A 15,148-nucleotide genomic window follows, 5' to 3' on the forward strand; every position below is an offset into this window, starting at 1 on the left:
TTAATCCCTCCATGGCATTCTATATTTACAGGTATTTTACTGAAACCCCTTTGCTTCCAAATCTTTCTCCTATAAAAGGTAATTTGGCTTTTTGATATATAAGTACCTCATCATCTCTTATTTCCAGGCCTTTTTCTATAAGTACCTTTATTCCTTTATAACTATAACTGTTAAATATCTTTTCATTTACTTTAAAATCTTTTATAAATTCTACAGTTATTTCTCTTACATCCATAGAGAAACATCCTCCTGGTGCAGAAATACTCCTTACTACAAAATCCCCTTCTTTTTCCTTTGCATAACTTAGGGCTTTATCTTCAATAGTTATATTCACAATACCGACCCCTTTTTAAATATATTTATTCGTAAAATAAATATATCTCTTTATCATTTTCAATATCAAATACTACATACCCTTCTTTTTTCTCCAATACAGAATCATTTAAAAATCTTTCTATATTTATAAAAAACTTTTCTATATGATATTTTTTTGATACCTCTATAAATCCATCCTCAATTTTAGCTTTTATATTTTTTTCTTCTTCCTTATTTCTTTCTCTCATTAAAAAATCTGGAAGCCATTTTTTCTTATTAAATTTCAAGTAATCGTACTTTATTATCTCTTCTAATTCAATATTTTTTTCATTTAAACACTCATTTTCAAATTCTATAAATACCCTATAGTAATCTGAGGAAGATATACTTTTATTTAAATATCCTTTATTATAAAAAAACTTTCCAAGTTCATAGTAAAAATCAAAAGCTGTTTTAAATTTAGGTACAAAATAATTTAGTATATTTCTAAATTTGCCAGAATTATAGTATTTATCAAAGACCTCCTCTATTCTTTTCAATATAACAATTTCATCATAACTTATACTATCCGTCTTTAATATTTCATAAGGAGCATAGGGTGAATACACCATTCCCCATTTGGAAACTTCTTTTATCATAGATGAACCTTTTAATAACTTTAAAAATCCAAGTTGAAGAGCCTCTGGCTTTATAGAATATACATCATTAAAAGATTTTTTAAAGGACTCAAAATCTTCTCCAGGAAGTCCTGCTATTAAATCAAGATGCTGATTTATGTTGTGATACTTTTGAACTTTCTTCACCCTGTCATATATATAATTAAATTTAACATATCTATTTATATTATTTAACACAGTGTCATTTGTAGTTTGTACTCCTACTTCAAGTTGGATTCTTCCTTTAGGAGCTGTATTAAGAAGTTTTATTTCTTCATCTTTTAAAACATCTGCAGAAATCTCAAAGTGAAATGTAGCATCTGTATCTGCATTTATTACAAATTTCCAAATTCCCATAGCAAATTCATAATTACAATTAAAAGTTCTATCTACAAATTTTATTAGCTTTATATCCTTGTCCATTAAAAATTTAAGTTCTTTTTTTACTCTCTCTATATTTAAAAATCTTACTTCTGAACTAGTTGAAGAAAGACAATATTTACATTTAAAGGGACATCCTCTGCTAGCTTCATAATATACAATTTTATTTTTCAAATTATCTTCTTTTGTATAGGGAAATACTATATTGTTCATATCCATTGGTTCTCTTTGTTCATTCAAAATTACACTTTTATTTTGTTTGAAGCAAAGACCCTTTATATCTCTCAATTCTGAGAAAAATTCTTTATTATCAACTTTTCCTGAAGTCTCAAAATATTTTGTCCTGAGTTTTACAAATTCATAGTAGGTTTCTTCTCCTTCACCTACTATTACATACTCTCCTGGCATGTTTTTCAAAAATCTATCACTATCATAAGACACCTCAGGTCCCCCATACAAAATTTCCACTTTAGGATTTATAAGTTTAATGAGTACTGCTAAAGATTTTATGTATTCTATATTCCATATGTAACAGGAGAAAGCCACTACATCTGGTTTCTCCCCTATAATTTCCTCTAATACTTTTTCCCTTCTATCATTTATAGTAAATTCCTTTATAATACAATTATAATTGAGTTTTTTTGTATAAGCCTTTAAATATCTCACTGCTAAATTGCTGTGAATAAACTTTGAATTAAGTGCTGCTAATAGTACCTTCATAATATAAGTCTCCAATCCTTTTTAGTTGTCCTAGCTTTTACAAACCAAGTTCTTTTTTTCAGCCTTTATATAATAAAGTCCGTCAGAATTTCTACATTCTAAAATTTTAAAATAATTATCTAGCAGTCGTATAGTACTTTCCTTAGAATTATCTTTTAAAATGTTAAAATCTCTTATTTTTATTTTTTTCAGTTTTCCTCCAGGTATTAATATCTTTATATCTGCATTAAAAATTTTTCTATACCCTTTATCAATATCCCATATATGGATAATCCCGTTTTTTGCCAAACGGCTGTATATATCTTTTATAAAATTTTTCTTTTTAAATTTTACCCATAATTTATTAAAGGAAAATAATAATATACAATTATCATAATAATCTTCTTTTATATTTTTGCCTTCTTCTTTCCCACTTACATATTCCACATTTATATTATCATTAAATTCCTTATATATATTATAAATTATGCCTTGATTATCCATACCTATATCCAACAAATTTCCTTTGAATATTTCTTTTTCCATATTTATAAATATATCCTTACTCAATTTAATCACTATCCTTTACTAACATATATAAAAAGAGTTAAATCCCTATTATATATGTTCTGTAAAAGCGGAAAAAATCCTCCAGTTTATGGGAAAATATTAAAGTTTTTTTAGTTCACCATAGTATTTAATCATAAAGCCTGCTGTAGTTCTCTCAGCTTCTTTTATAATAGCTGCAGCTACTTTAGAATATCTTTCATCTCTAGATTGTATATCTATATTTTTCATATATACACTGTTAGCCATTATTGCATTGTTTTTTACAAAATCTTCCACTTCATTATATACTATAGCACCCTCTTCAGCTACAAAAGAATAATCTGTCATAAGCCTTCCTATTATCCACAGCTCAAATCTTCTATGGCTGCTCAAAAGTTTATTATTTACATGATGAGGGACTGTTACATCTTGAATAAGGTGGCAGGATGCACCAAAATAAAATAGAGCTCTTTCCACTTCTTTATTCTTTAGAAATTGTATTGACTTATCATAATATTTCTCACATTCTGTAAGTGCATTCGAAAATCCATATAACCCTTTTCCTTTACTCACATGGTAGAAATGATTTGAACTTTTAAAGTCCTGATCTGCCCATGTAACTCCTGCATTTAACCTTTTAACATGTTTTCTAAAAAAATTATACTCTTCCATATAATTATCATTTTTTAATATTTCAATAGCACGTATGATTATAAATTTGTGAACAGTACAATTAGTTTTCATAATTTTTTTCTTAAGTGGGTTAACTGCAAAAAATATTTTTCTTACAGCACTTCCATAGGTTTTTTCAATTTCTTGTTTCATCTAACTACAATCTCCTCTTTAATTTAAATATACACTTAAATCAACGTCCTTGAACTTTTAAAATTAATATTATTCCAAGTACTGTTGTCATAAGTATGTATGGATAAATTTTTTTATTTATCTCTGAAACTTTTTTAACCTTACCTCTTTTTATACTATATAAATAACCTTCTTTACCGTCAAGTAATAATAAAGATTTATCATATATTTTTATACTTGAAATTTTAGTTCTTCCATTAAATTTAACTTTTTCCTTCGGTAAACCTGTTTCTCGAAAGCTATATACTATATTATCAATTTTATCATAAAAAAATATACAATTTCTATCGCTTAAGTCACCTTTTGAATCCACCGCAAGAGTTCCAATACTACTCACTGTTTTATGCTGATATATAGGAGCTTGTGGATTTGTTGTAGGGTGATTGTCCAGTATAAATTGCAGTGAAGAGTTTTTCACACTTTTAAATTTAGGCGAAGTAACTGGATCTCCCCCACTATAATCTGGCCATCCATACCATCTTCCCTTTTTTACTTCATATATATAATCTGTATCTCCAATAACAGGTCTGCTGCCTCTATTTTCCATTCCACCTACAGCACATATTAATTTACTACTATCTGTAAAATCCATTCCTGTAACATTCCTTATTCCCCAGGCAAAAGTATCACTTGTCCCGCTTTCCAAATTATATATTATAATGCAAGCATTTCCTGGGAAATGTGCTGGAACTATTTGACCTTTTATACTTTTAGTATTATAGCTTTGAAAAGCACCTGTCTTACTCTTTCCAAAATTTATTCCCCCAAGAGTTATATTCTCCGGGCTCATATCATGGGCGTAAAGATTGCCGTTTACCCATTTATTATCATCTCCTACTACACCTGAATTAGTAGCAGAACCTATGGAAATATATAAACATCCATTGCTTACTTTTACTAAGCTGTCCTTATAATCACCATAATTAGGCAATCCTCTTATTAAAATTGTATTTTTACCTTCATTCATATTATAGCAATATATACTATCTCCCGAAGAATAATATAGCTTGCCCTTATAATAATCCATGCTGTGAATATTCAAATTTGAATTTTTCAATATGTCATAACTTTCCCCGTTATCTTTTATAATCTGTATTCTATTACTATATGCTATGTAATAATTTTGTTTTTCATCTTTTGTAAAGTCAACTGCACTTTTTAATCTGGAATACTTTAAATCATAACTTAGAGTATTGTCCTTCATTTGAACTTCAACTTTATAATGAGTTTTAGAAAAATAATTTACAATTACAAAAGTTAACACAAATACAACTATAGTTGTAAATAAAATTTTTATAATTTTTTTCATATACACTACTCTCCTCAAAATTATAGATCCTAGAATATATATATTAAAAAAGAACCCTGCATATGAATAACTAAATGCAGAGTCCTTTTAATTTTAATATATGGTTTATAAATTTTTAGCTTATTTTTTATCTGTAAGCTGTATATGTATTTTTTCTACATATGCTAGTACATTAAATACATCTCTAATTTTATTATCTTCCATACGGTTAGCATACTTTTCATAGTATTCCACTGCATGTTTTTCCCTTTTACATGCCATTTCAAGCAATTTACCATTACCTGCGTATTTGGAGTAATCTAATTTTTTGAGATTAGGTTCAGAAGTAAATCCTCCTATTTTCTTGTGCACTGAAGCATGCATATACTCTATTTTAGAAAGTGCTTTAAACATATCTTTTATTTTTGAATCTTCAGCTAATTTCGAAGCTTCTTTATAAAAATCTCCATTAAATACTTCTAGCTTAAACGCATTACTCACTATTTTTAAATGCCATTCATCCAAATTATGTCCTAAAGTTTTGATTTTATTTTCATCTTCAACTAAATATCTTACAGGAGCTCCACAAAAAGGGCAAAACATTATGTTTCCTGAAGAGTTTTTTCTAAGAAAAGCCTCCTTATTGAAAAAATAATTTTTATCATCTATAACCATACCACAGATGCTGCAAATTAATTTATTCATCAAAAACAATCCTTTCTATCATGAATTTTCCTACAACTTTGTAATTTAAATTTAGTATATCACAAAATGCCTAGTAGAAACTTTTATGAGTAAAAAGAATATACTTCAAATCCTTATCATAATTATTAATATTAATTCTAATTTTAATTACAGGAGTTTTTATGAAAAGAGACAGGTTTTTAAAAAATTCACTTATTTTAATTTGTTCAAATTTAATTACTTCTATATTTGCATTTATATTTCCCATAATATTATCTAGAGAACTTGGTGCTGAAGGAATAGGTCTCTATGGACTAATAATGCCTATATATGATTTGTTCATATGCCTTATATCGGGAGGTATGGTAGCGGCCATTTCTAAAATAGCTGCTGTATATTTTAGCAAAGATGATTTTAATAATTTAAATAATTCCATAGATGCATCTCTAACTTTTAATTCACTCTTTGCCTTACTTATAGTCTGTACCGTCTTTATAAATGCTCCTTACATAGGTACTAAAATAGTAGATGACCCTAGATCGGTACATGCCCTGCAGGTTATGTGTCCAGCTATGTTTTTTATAGCTTTGTCTTCCATATTAAAAGGATATTTTTATGGAATATCTGAAGTTAAAATACCTGCACTTATAGATATATCGGAAAAATTCCTCCGCATTGTCATAATAATTAGCATAATAACTATATTTTCCTTAAAAGATGTAAGCAGCACTGTAACAGCAGCTTACATAACTTTAACTATAGGAGAATTTATAAGTTTTATATTACTTTACATACTGTATAAAACTAGAAGGAGAAAATTTAGATCTAGTTCTTCAGATCCCGAGGAAAAACTTCAGCTTTTATTCAATATACTGGTACTATCTTTTCCCCTTTGTTTAAATGGATTTTTGTCTACTGCACTTGGTGCTGTCTCTACACTTATAACTCCAAGAAGGCTTGTAGCATCTGGCATAGAGTACAACTTAGCCCTAGCTATGATAGGCAAATTTGACGGCATGGCTTTAAATATAATATTTTTTCCAATTACAATTATAAATTCCATATCCATGGTTCTTATTCCAGATTTATCAGAAAAAATGAGCCGTAAAAATTACTGGTCTATAGAAAAAAGAATTCATCAAATTATAAAAGTATCTTTGTTTTTAGGTATCTGTACCATGGTAATTTGCCTTTTCACTGGAGATTACTTAGGACAATTATTTTATAATAGAAATGACCTGGGAAATTATATAAAATTTGCTTCATTAGCTGCTCCTGTTACCTTTATCTCCTTCTCTACTTTTGGTATTTTAAATGGCATTGGCAAACAAAATATACTATTAAAAAACTCTTTGATTTCTGCCATTTTAGAAGTCATATTAATATACATACTTGCAGGCATATCATGGATAAATATATACAGTACTGGAATAAGTTTAATGATAACTTCATCCACCACTTTAATTTTAAACATGAAAGAAATAAAAAAAAGCAGCAGAAGCTGCTGTCATATTCTATAATCAATTCACAATTCACAGTTCACAATGCACAATTTCAGTAGATTTTCTGTGGCAACAGAAAATCATCCTTAATTGTGAATTGTGCATCGTTCATTGTGAATTGATTTAAAACTGTTTCATCAAATTTGCCATTTCTATAGCTGACATAGCTCCATCATATCCTTTATTTCCACCTTTAGTTCCTGCTCTTTCTACGGCTTGCTCTATATTATCTGTGGTGAGGACACTAAATATCACTGGCATACCACTTTCAAGGGAAACACTTGCCACTCCCTTTGATACTTCATTTGATACATAATCAAAATGAGGTGTCTGTCCTCTTATTACTGCTCCCAGACAAATAACTGCATCATACTTTTTAGAGAAAGCCATTTTTTTTGAAACCATCGGTATTTCAAAGGCTCCTGGAACCCAGGCTACCTCAATGTCTTCTTCGCATGCTCCATGTCTTTTTAAACAGTCTAAAGCACCCTCTAGCAATTTTGTACCTATAAATTCATTAAATCTTGCAATTACAATTCCAAATTTTAAACCTTCTGCAACTAATTTTCCTTCATATGTCTTCATAAATAATCCTCTCTTTTCTATTTTTATTTACATAATTTTAATAAATGTCCCATCTTTTCTTGTTTAGTTCTCATATATCTCTTACTTTCCTCTGAACAATCTACTTCAATAGGTACTCTCTTTACTATTTCCAATCCATAATCTGAAAGTCCCTCAATTTTCTTTGGATTATTCGTAAGAAGTTTTATTTTTTTAATACCTATATCTTTAAGTATTTGTGCTCCTATCCCATAATCACGCATGTCTGCTGGAAATCCCAATGCCAAATTTGCCTCTACTGTATCCATTCCATTTTCTTGAAGCTTATAAGCTTTTATCTTATTTAAAATTCCTATGCCTCTTCCTTCTTGATTCATATATAAAAGTACACCTTTGCCTTCTTTTTCTATCTGTTTAAGTGCAGATTGAAGCTGCTGTCCACAATCGCACCTAAGTGAGTGAAAAACATCTCCCGTAAGACACTCTGAATGTACTCTCACAAGAACAGGTTCTTTTTCAAAATTATCTCCCTTTACAAGACACACATGCTCATCACCATTTAATATATTTTTATAACCTATAATTTTAAATTTTCCAAATCTAGTTGGAAGATTAGCAGAAGCCACTCTTTTAACCAACTTCTCTGTCTTCTTTCTATAAGCTATTAAATCCACTATAGTAACAATTTTTAAATTATGTTCTTTAGCAAACTCCATCAAATCATCTCTTCTTGCCATAGTTCCATCATCTTTTATTATTTCACATATTGCTGCTGCGCCTTTAAATCCTGCAAGCTTAGCTAGATCAACTGAAGCTTCCGTATGACCAGTTCTGTCAAATACTCCATTTCCCTTAGCTATAAGCGGAAATATGTGTCCTGGTCTTCTGAAGTCATCTTTATAATTTGAAGCAGCTATCATATTTATGGTACGTGCTCTTTCAAAAGCTGATATTCCCGTTGTAGTATCTTTATAGTCAACAGTTACAGTAAATGCTGTTTCATGATTGTCTGTATTATGCTGAACCATAGGATTTAATCCAAGTTTTATTGCTATTTCTTCTTCAATTGGTGCACACAAAAGACCTTTTGCATATTTGATCATAAAATTAATATTTTCCCCAGTTGCCTTCTCTGCAGGTATAACTAAATCACCTTCATTTTCTCTTCCTTCATCATCTACAATTATGATCATTTTCCCTTGTTTAAGATCTTTTATTGCATCTTCTATAGTATCAAATTTAAAATTCATGATTTTTATCTCCCTTCAAAAATAAATGTTTAGACATCTGAAAAAAATGCCTTATTGCATAAAGCCATATTCCTTTAGTTTTAAAGCATCTATACTGCCGCTCTTTTCTGGCTCTTTTTTTGGATTCAAAACCATTTTTTCTACATATTTTCCTATTAAATCACACTCTATATTTACTAAATCTCCTATTTTTTTATAATCTAAAATAGTTTCCATCTTAGTATGGGGTATAAGAGACACACTGAAACAATTTTTATTTAATTCTGCTACAGTAAGGCTCACACCATCTATAGTCACAGAACCTTTTCGTACTATATATCTAAATAAATCAGAAGACGCCTCTATGTCTATCCAGGTTGAGATGTCCTCTTCTCTCACATCTACAATTTTTCCAGTACCATCTATATGTCCACTTACTATATGTCCACCTAATCTGTCTCCAAGCCTTAGAGCCCTTTCCAGGTTAACTTTGCTTCCTATTTTTAAATCTTTTAAACTGCTTATTCTCAAAGTTTCAGCCATAATATCTACAGTAAAAGAATCCTTTTTTAAATCAACTACAGTAACACAAGTTCCATTTACAGCAATGCTGTCTCCCAGTTTAACTCCATCTAGTAAATTTCCTGCTTTTATGGAGACTTTTGAAGAATTTCTTCCCTTTGATACTTTTAATATTTCTCCTATTTCTTCTACCAAACCAGTAAACAAGTTTATCCCTTCTTTCTAATTTTCAGCATTTATTACATAGGCTTGTATCATAATATCCTCTCCCACATTTTCTGCACATATATCTTTTAATTTTATACTGTCTGAGAGGTTTTCAATTCCATATCCTTCAACTGAAGTTTTAGCATTCTTACCTCCAAGTATTTTAGGTGCAATAAAATAAATAACTTTATTTACAATTCCAGACTTAATTGCAGAAAAATTGAGTTCTGCGCCTCCCTCAACAAGTACACTATCTATACCCATTTCTCCAAGTTTTTTAGTTAAATATTTTAAATCCACCCTTCCTTCTCTATTTTCTGGACAGGCAACTATATTTACTCCCATAGATTTTAAAGACTCTGCCTTGTCCTTATCAAACTTTTCTGTACATGCTATTATTATTTCCCTTTCACGAGAAGTTTTAAAAATTTGAGATTCAACAGGCACTCTCAGCTTTGAGTCTACAATTACAGCTTTAGGACTTTTGCACTTTTCTTCAAGCCTTGTAGTTAAAAGAGGATCATCTAAAATCACAGTACCTACCCCAACCATAATTGCCATAACTCTATTTCGCATCTTATGAACTTTTAACCTTGATTCTTCACCTGTTATCCATTTAGACTCACCACTAACTGTAGCTATTTTCCCATCTAAGGTAACTCCAGATTTTAAAATTACAAAAGGTACCTTTGACTTTATATAATTCATAAATATCTCATTTATTTTTACAGCTTCTCTTTCCATAACCCCGGTAACTACTTCTATATTTTTATCTTTTAAAATTTTTACGCCTCTTCCTGATACAAGAGGATTTGGATCTACACTTCCTATTACTACCCTTTTTATTCCAGCTTCTACTATAGCTTTTGCACAAGGCGGAGTTTTTCCATAATGTGAACAAGGTTCTAACGTTACATACAAATCTGCACCTTTTGAATTATCTCCTGCTTCTCTAAGTGCATATATTTCCGCATGAGGCCCTCCAAAAAAACTATGATAACCTTTTCCTATTATCTTTCCATTTTTGACTATCACAGCTCCCACAAGGGGATTTGGATTCACAAATCCTCTTCCCAATAAAGCTAGTTTTAAAGCTTCTTTCATATACTTTTCATCTGTATTTTCTTTTTCCATAAGATTCACTTCCATAATTTTAATTATATATTTATTTACTTTTTTGTATAAATATAACATTGTATGCTTATAAAACTCCTACTTTTCTTGAAATTTTGCATATAAAAATTCCCTGAAACAACCTTCAGGGAATAAAATTACAAAACACATAAAAACATAGCTTAAACTATATCTTTACTTTCTTTTATCCAGACTTTACTGTCGGTACTGGAATCAAACCAGTTCATGCTATAAAAGCTCGCGGACTATACCGCCGATCGGGAATTTCACCCTGCCCCGAAAGTTTAACTTTATTAAGTTTTATCATGCTTTCAATATATACCTATTTTTTTCTATTGTCAATGGTAATTTTGCAATTTTTTATTCTTGCTCTCCTAAGTCAATTCCACGATATTTCTTTTTTGTCTCCATATCTTTTAACATATTAAGTATTTCTGGATTTATATTTTCCCCTTTATCATAACTAGAATTTACTCTTCTTATCTCAAATTTTTTAACTTGTTCCAGCATAATATCTGCCTGACTTGAAAGTTCTTCACTTGCTGCTGCACTTTCTTCAGACGTAGCAGAATTTTCTTGAATTACCTGGGATACCTCCATTATTCCGCTGTTAATCTGCTCTGCACCAGTGGCCTGTTCACTAGAAGCTTCTGCTATACTTTCCACAAAATCTGCTACTTTTGTAACTCCTTCTACAATTTCACCAAGAGCTTCAGCAGTTTCATTTGCAATCTTAGTACCTGTATCCACCTTCTTAATGGAATCTTCTATTAGTGCAGTAGTTTCTTTTGCAGCATCCCGTGATTTTGCGGCTAAATTTCTTACTTCCTCAGCAACTACTGCAAACCCTTTTCCGTACCTACCTGCCCTCGCAGCTTCAACAGCAGCATTTAGAGCCAGAATATTTGTCTGAAAAGCAATATCATCTATAGCCTTTATAACCTTGGATATATTACCTGAAGCTGCATTTATATCATCCATACTTTTAAGCATTTCCTCCATATGTGAATTTCCCTTAACTGCATTAACTTTCACCTGTTCAGTCAATTCATTTGCCTTACCTGCATTATCCGCATTAAGTCTTATTTGTGAAGAAATTTCTTCTACAGAAGCCGTCAATTCTTCTACAGAACTTGCTTGTTCCGTAGAGCCTTGAGAAAGGGCTATACCCGAATCTGATACTTGTTTTGCACTGGAAGCCACCTGGTTTGCCGCAGCTTGAATATTTGTTACAACTTCATTTAAATTATCATTCATCTTTTTAAATGACCTGGCAAGTATTCCTATTTCATCTTTTCTACTAGTATTTATATTTACATTTAAATCTCCATCTGCAACTTTATCTGTAGAAATCATAAGCTCCCTAATTGGTCTTATTATGGATAGTGAAATAATTGTTCCCAGTACTACAGCAGCAAGCACTCCTATAATTATAAAAATTATAATTATTTTTTGACTTGCACTGGCTGTTTTATCATTGTTCTCTGAAGAACTTTCTGCAATACTTTCCTTTAAATTTATAATCGTCTTTAAACTATTTGCCACATCATTCTGTGCCACAGCAAGCTTACTATTAAGTGAATTTATTTCGCTTTTGCGGTTCCCATCTTTTGACATCTTCATAATTTCATTAGCTGTTTCCATATACTTTGCTTTAGAGGATTTAAGCTTTTCAACTTCTTCTTTTCCAGCATCAGTTAAAAGTGTCTTTGAAAATTCATCTAATTGTCTGTCAAAATTGGAGCTAAAAGAATTTACCTTATTTATAGATTGATTTATATCCGATTGGTTATCTTCTAAGATTACATCCTTTAAATTTGATCTTATATCCCCGGAAGTTAAAGTAAGTTCAGTCAACTGCCCTAGCGGAACTGTCATATTTTTATATAATTGAGTGTCTAAATTATTGATTTTATTCATACTTGTTAATCCAAATATTCCAATTATACACATTATAAGTACAATTAAAAAAAATCCTACAAATAGCCTTATCCCTATTTTTAAATTATTAAATAATTTCACATCCATCCACTCCTCTGATATTAAATATTACTTAAACTGTCTGCGTCCTCGTGGTTTAACAGTTTGTTACAATCCAAAAGTAGTTTTACATTATTTTGAATTTTCCCTATACCCTTTATAAACTTATTTTTGATTTTGCTGATTTCAGGAGGGTCTACAATTTCACAATCAGGTATATCTATTACCTCGGAGACACCATCTACAATAAGTCCTACATAAATCCCCTCAATCTGAATTACAATAATACATGTTCTGTCATTATACTCCATTGGTTTCTTTCTAAATCTTAACCTAATATCCATTACAGGTATTATTTTACCCCTTAGGTTTATAATTCCTTTTATATATTCAGGAAGTTCAGGTATTTCGCTTATGGGCTGGATTCCTATTATTTCAATAACATATTTAATTTCTATACCATAAAATTCATTCTCAAGAGTAAAAGTAAGATACTTATTCTTTTGCGTATCTTCTTCTTCAATTAAGCTATCATCTATTACAACTTCCGACATATTTACATCATCCTTTCACTGTAAGCATCTATTTGACAAGCATATTTACAAGTTCACCTATATCAAGTATTAAACTAATACTTCCATCTCCAAGAAGAGTACACCCTGAAAGTCCATCTATATTTTTTATTTTTTTTATATAATTAGGTAAACACTTTACTACAACCTGCTGCTGTCCAGCTAATTCATCTGCAAATATACATAATCCATTATTGTCTTTTTCTACCATGACAATTATTCCATCTTCTAAATTTTTAACATTAGTTTTTATATTGTATAATTTGTGTATACGGATAAGAGGATAACACTTTCCCCTCACCATTATCATTTCACCGCTGTCCATATTAGAAATCATATTGCTTTTTTCTATACTAAAAAGTTCTTTTATAGATGTAATAGGAATGGTATAATAGGAATTTCCTACCTTTATATTCATACCATCTATAATTGCAAGGGTTCGAGGTATTTTCATAGTTGTAGTAGACCCATAATTCTCCAAACTATCTATTGAAACTGATCCACATATATCTTGAATATTTTTAACTACTACATCCATACCAACCCCTCTTCCGCTAAATTCTGTAACATTTCCATTGGTGGAAAAACCAGGGATAAAGATTAAACTATAGATTTCTTTGTCACTCAATTCCTTTGGATTTTTCTTAAGTATTCCATTTGAAACAGCTTTTTCTAATATACTTTTCTTGTCTAATCCCCTACCATCGTCTTTTACAATTATAACAATGTCATTTCCTTCATTCTTTGCTTCTAAGGTAACCGTTCCCGTTTTACTTTTTCCAAGACATTTTCTATCTTCTCCTGATTCTATTCCGTGATCAATAGAATTACGCACCAAATGCATAAGTGGATCTGATATATGTTCAATTATATTTTTATCTACTTCAGTATCCTCTCCAATTAATTTTAAGTGAACTTGCTTTTTTAACTTTTTACTCATATCATGCACTATACGATTCATTTTGTGAAATACTATAGATATAGGCACCATCCTTACAGACATTATCACATCCTGAAGTTCACTTGTAATTTTATGAAGCTGCCTTGATGATTTTTCAAAATTACTCAGTTTCATTCCTCTCAAATCAGGATTTTGAGTAACCATAGCTTCAGCAATAACCATTTCCTCTACTAAATACATCAACTTATCTAGCTTGTCCACTTTTACATTTATAAAATCTTGTGTAATTATTGATTTATCCTTCGTATTTTCAACACACAGGTTTGTTCTCTGATTAGATTTAGTAGATTGCTGAAACTGTTCATCATTTTCCAGTTTTTCAAGTTTAAAGGTTTTCAAAAAAACTGTCTGATTTAAAATTTCAGAAAGCTCATCATAAGACTTACTGGATTTTATGAATACTTTAAAACCGCTCTCATGTATTATTTTACAGGTATCATCATTTTCCATTATATCCTTAGGTATATAATTAACCTTCTCCGCAAATTCTTTCAAAGTTTCTACTACAGTATACGCTCTTAAGTTTTCCATTTCACAGTCATCTTCAAAAAATATAAGTGCTTTATATCTATTAGTCAATTTAACTTCTTCGTTTATATTTTCTCTACTAATATTATCTTTAGGGCTTTTATCTTGTAACTCCATAAGAAAATTTTTATTGTACTCTATTATAGAATCACAGTTTCCGTCCACTTTATTCCCTTTTTTTATTTTTTCAAGTTCCACCTTCATAAAATCCACACATTTTAAAATCAAATCCGATAAACTTTCGTAATCTACATCTTTAGGTCTCTCTTCTCTAAGAAAATAAAACAAATCTTCTATAGAGTGAGCCAACTTTGAAATATATTCATAGGACATCATAGCAGAAGATCCTTTAATTGTATGCATAATGCGAAATATCTCATTGATAGTTTCTTCCGAATAGCAATTTCCACTTTCATTTTCCAATATTAATGTTTCAAGTTGATCAATAAGCTGGGATGTTTCAAATATATAGGATTCAAGTATGACATCATCTGAGCTTTTATCTGACACAAT

The 15,148-nt window shown here is 30.1% G+C and carries 14 protein-coding genes and 1 riboswitch; of the genes, 1 reads left to right on the top strand and 13 read right to left on the bottom strand.

Features of this window, described 5'->3' with window-relative positions; translation table 11 throughout:
- Positions 1–25: 25 nt before the first annotated feature.
- From DMR38_RS11325 to DMR38_RS11350, 6 genes are all read right to left on the bottom strand, one after another.
- Positions 26–334 (bottom strand): hypothetical protein, encoded by a 309-nt coding sequence (locus DMR38_RS11325; RefSeq protein ID WP_127721425.1) that lies wholly within the window; start codon positions 332–334, stop codon positions 26–28.
- Between the two features lie 25 nt (positions 335–359).
- On the bottom strand, positions 360–2,072 hold the full coding sequence (locus DMR38_RS11330; protein ID WP_127721426.1) for a B12-binding domain-containing radical SAM protein: 1,713 nt from the start codon (positions 2,070–2,072) through the stop codon (positions 360–362).
- Positions 2,073–2,102: 30 nt separating this feature from the next.
- On the bottom strand, positions 2,103–2,597 hold the full coding sequence (locus DMR38_RS11335; RefSeq protein WP_243124286.1) for a class I SAM-dependent methyltransferase: 495 nt from the start codon (positions 2,595–2,597) through the stop codon (positions 2,103–2,105).
- Positions 2,598–2,720: 123 nt separating this feature from the next.
- Positions 2,721–3,425, bottom strand: coding sequence for a zinc dependent phospholipase C family protein (locus tag DMR38_RS11340; RefSeq protein WP_127721428.1), 705 nt, complete (start codon positions 3,423–3,425; stop codon positions 2,721–2,723).
- 40 nt (positions 3,426–3,465) lie between these two features.
- Positions 3,466–4,773, bottom strand: a complete 1,308-nt coding sequence (locus DMR38_RS11345) for a hypothetical protein (RefSeq protein WP_127721429.1) — start codon at positions 4,771–4,773, stop codon at positions 3,466–3,468.
- A 120-nt stretch (positions 4,774–4,893) separates the two neighbouring features.
- Entirely contained in the window at positions 4,894–5,457 is a 564-nt protein-coding gene (locus DMR38_RS11350; RefSeq protein ID WP_127721430.1) for a ferritin family protein, read from the bottom strand.
- A 161-nt stretch (positions 5,458–5,618) separates the two neighbouring features.
- Here DMR38_RS11350 and spoVB point away from each other — a divergent pair, with 161 nt between their 5' ends.
- A complete protein-coding gene (spoVB, locus tag DMR38_RS11355; protein ID WP_127721431.1) occupies positions 5,619–6,956 on the top strand; it encodes a stage V sporulation protein B in 1,338 nt (445 codons plus the stop codon).
- Positions 6,957–7,061: 105 nt separating this feature from the next.
- On the opposite strand, the gene ribE is transcribed toward spoVB, so the two are convergent.
- The 7 genes from ribE to DMR38_RS11390 all read right to left on the bottom strand — a co-directional run bounded on the left by ribE (position 7,062) and on the right by DMR38_RS11390 (position 15,145).
- The gene (gene ribE / locus DMR38_RS11360) at positions 7,062–7,523 is read right to left on the bottom strand and encodes a 6,7-dimethyl-8-ribityllumazine synthase (RefSeq protein WP_127721432.1); all 462 of its coding nucleotides are present in this window, start codon (positions 7,521–7,523) and stop codon (positions 7,062–7,064) included.
- Between the two features lie 23 nt (positions 7,524–7,546).
- The gene (locus tag DMR38_RS11365) at positions 7,547–8,752 is read right to left on the bottom strand and encodes a bifunctional 3,4-dihydroxy-2-butanone-4-phosphate synthase/GTP cyclohydrolase II (protein WP_127721433.1); all 1,206 of its coding nucleotides are present in this window, start codon (positions 8,750–8,752) and stop codon (positions 7,547–7,549) included.
- Positions 8,753–8,803: 51 nt separating this feature from the next.
- The gene (locus DMR38_RS11370) at positions 8,804–9,460 is read right to left on the bottom strand and encodes a riboflavin synthase (RefSeq protein ID WP_127721434.1); all 657 of its coding nucleotides are present in this window, start codon (positions 9,458–9,460) and stop codon (positions 8,804–8,806) included.
- A 15-nt stretch (positions 9,461–9,475) separates the two neighbouring features.
- Positions 9,476–10,594, bottom strand: a complete 1,119-nt coding sequence (ribD, locus tag DMR38_RS11375; RefSeq protein ID WP_127721435.1) for a bifunctional diaminohydroxyphosphoribosylaminopyrimidine deaminase/5-amino-6-(5-phosphoribosylamino)uracil reductase RibD — start codon at positions 10,592–10,594, stop codon at positions 9,476–9,478.
- A gap of 172 nt (positions 10,595–10,766) precedes the next feature.
- Positions 10,767–10,882: riboswitch (FMN riboswitch) on the bottom strand.
- A gap of 72 nt (positions 10,883–10,954) precedes the next feature.
- Entirely contained in the window at positions 10,955–12,616 is a 1,662-nt protein-coding gene (locus DMR38_RS11380) for a methyl-accepting chemotaxis protein (protein WP_127721436.1), read from the bottom strand.
- A gap of 20 nt (positions 12,617–12,636) precedes the next feature.
- Positions 12,637–13,128 carry a chemotaxis protein CheW gene (locus DMR38_RS11385; RefSeq protein ID WP_127721437.1) on the bottom strand — a complete coding sequence of 164 codons (492 nt, stop codon included), beginning with the start codon at positions 13,126–13,128 and terminating at the stop codon, positions 12,637–12,639.
- Between the two features lie 28 nt (positions 13,129–13,156).
- Complete coding sequence (locus DMR38_RS11390) at positions 13,157–15,145, bottom strand: chemotaxis protein CheA (protein ID WP_127721438.1); 1,989 nt, start codon at positions 15,143–15,145, stop codon at positions 13,157–13,159.
- Positions 15,146–15,148 lie beyond the last annotated feature (3 nt).

Origin of the sequence: Clostridium sp. AWRP, assembly GCF_004006395.2 — a bacterium.
Taxonomy (GTDB): Bacteria; Bacillota; Clostridia; order Clostridiales; family Clostridiaceae; genus Clostridium_B.

Excerpts from the sequence above, each read along its gene's own strand:
- DMR38_RS11330 (WP_127721426.1), bottom strand. The coding sequence starts at position 2,072 with ATGAAGGTACTATTAGCAGCACTTAATTCAAAGTTTATTCACAGCAAT.
- DMR38_RS11335 (WP_243124286.1), bottom strand. The coding sequence starts at position 2,597 with ATGGAAAAAGAAATATTCAAAGGAAATTTGTTGGATATAGGTATGGAT.
- DMR38_RS11340 (WP_127721428.1), bottom strand. The coding sequence starts at position 3,425 with ATGAAACAAGAAATTGAAAAAACCTATGGAAGTGCTGTAAGAAAAATA.
- DMR38_RS11345 (WP_127721429.1), bottom strand. The coding sequence starts at position 4,773 with ATGAAAAAAATTATAAAAATTTTATTTACAACTATAGTTGTATTTGTG.
- DMR38_RS11350 (WP_127721430.1), bottom strand. The coding sequence starts at position 5,457 with ATGAATAAATTAATTTGCAGCATCTGTGGTATGGTTATAGATGATAAA.
- spoVB (WP_127721431.1), top strand. The coding sequence starts at position 5,619 with ATGAAAAGAGACAGGTTTTTAAAAAATTCACTTATTTTAATTTGTTCA.
- ribE (WP_127721432.1), bottom strand. The coding sequence starts at position 7,523 with ATGAAGACATATGAAGGAAAATTAGTTGCAGAAGGTTTAAAATTTGGA.
- DMR38_RS11365 (WP_127721433.1), bottom strand. The coding sequence starts at position 8,752 with ATGAATTTTAAATTTGATACTATAGAAGATGCAATAAAAGATCTTAAA.
- ribD (WP_127721435.1), bottom strand. The coding sequence starts at position 10,594 with ATGGAAAAAGAAAATACAGATGAAAAGTATATGAAAGAAGCTTTAAAA.
- DMR38_RS11385 (WP_127721437.1), bottom strand. The coding sequence starts at position 13,128 with ATGTCGGAAGTTGTAATAGATGATAGCTTAATTGAAGAAGAAGATACG.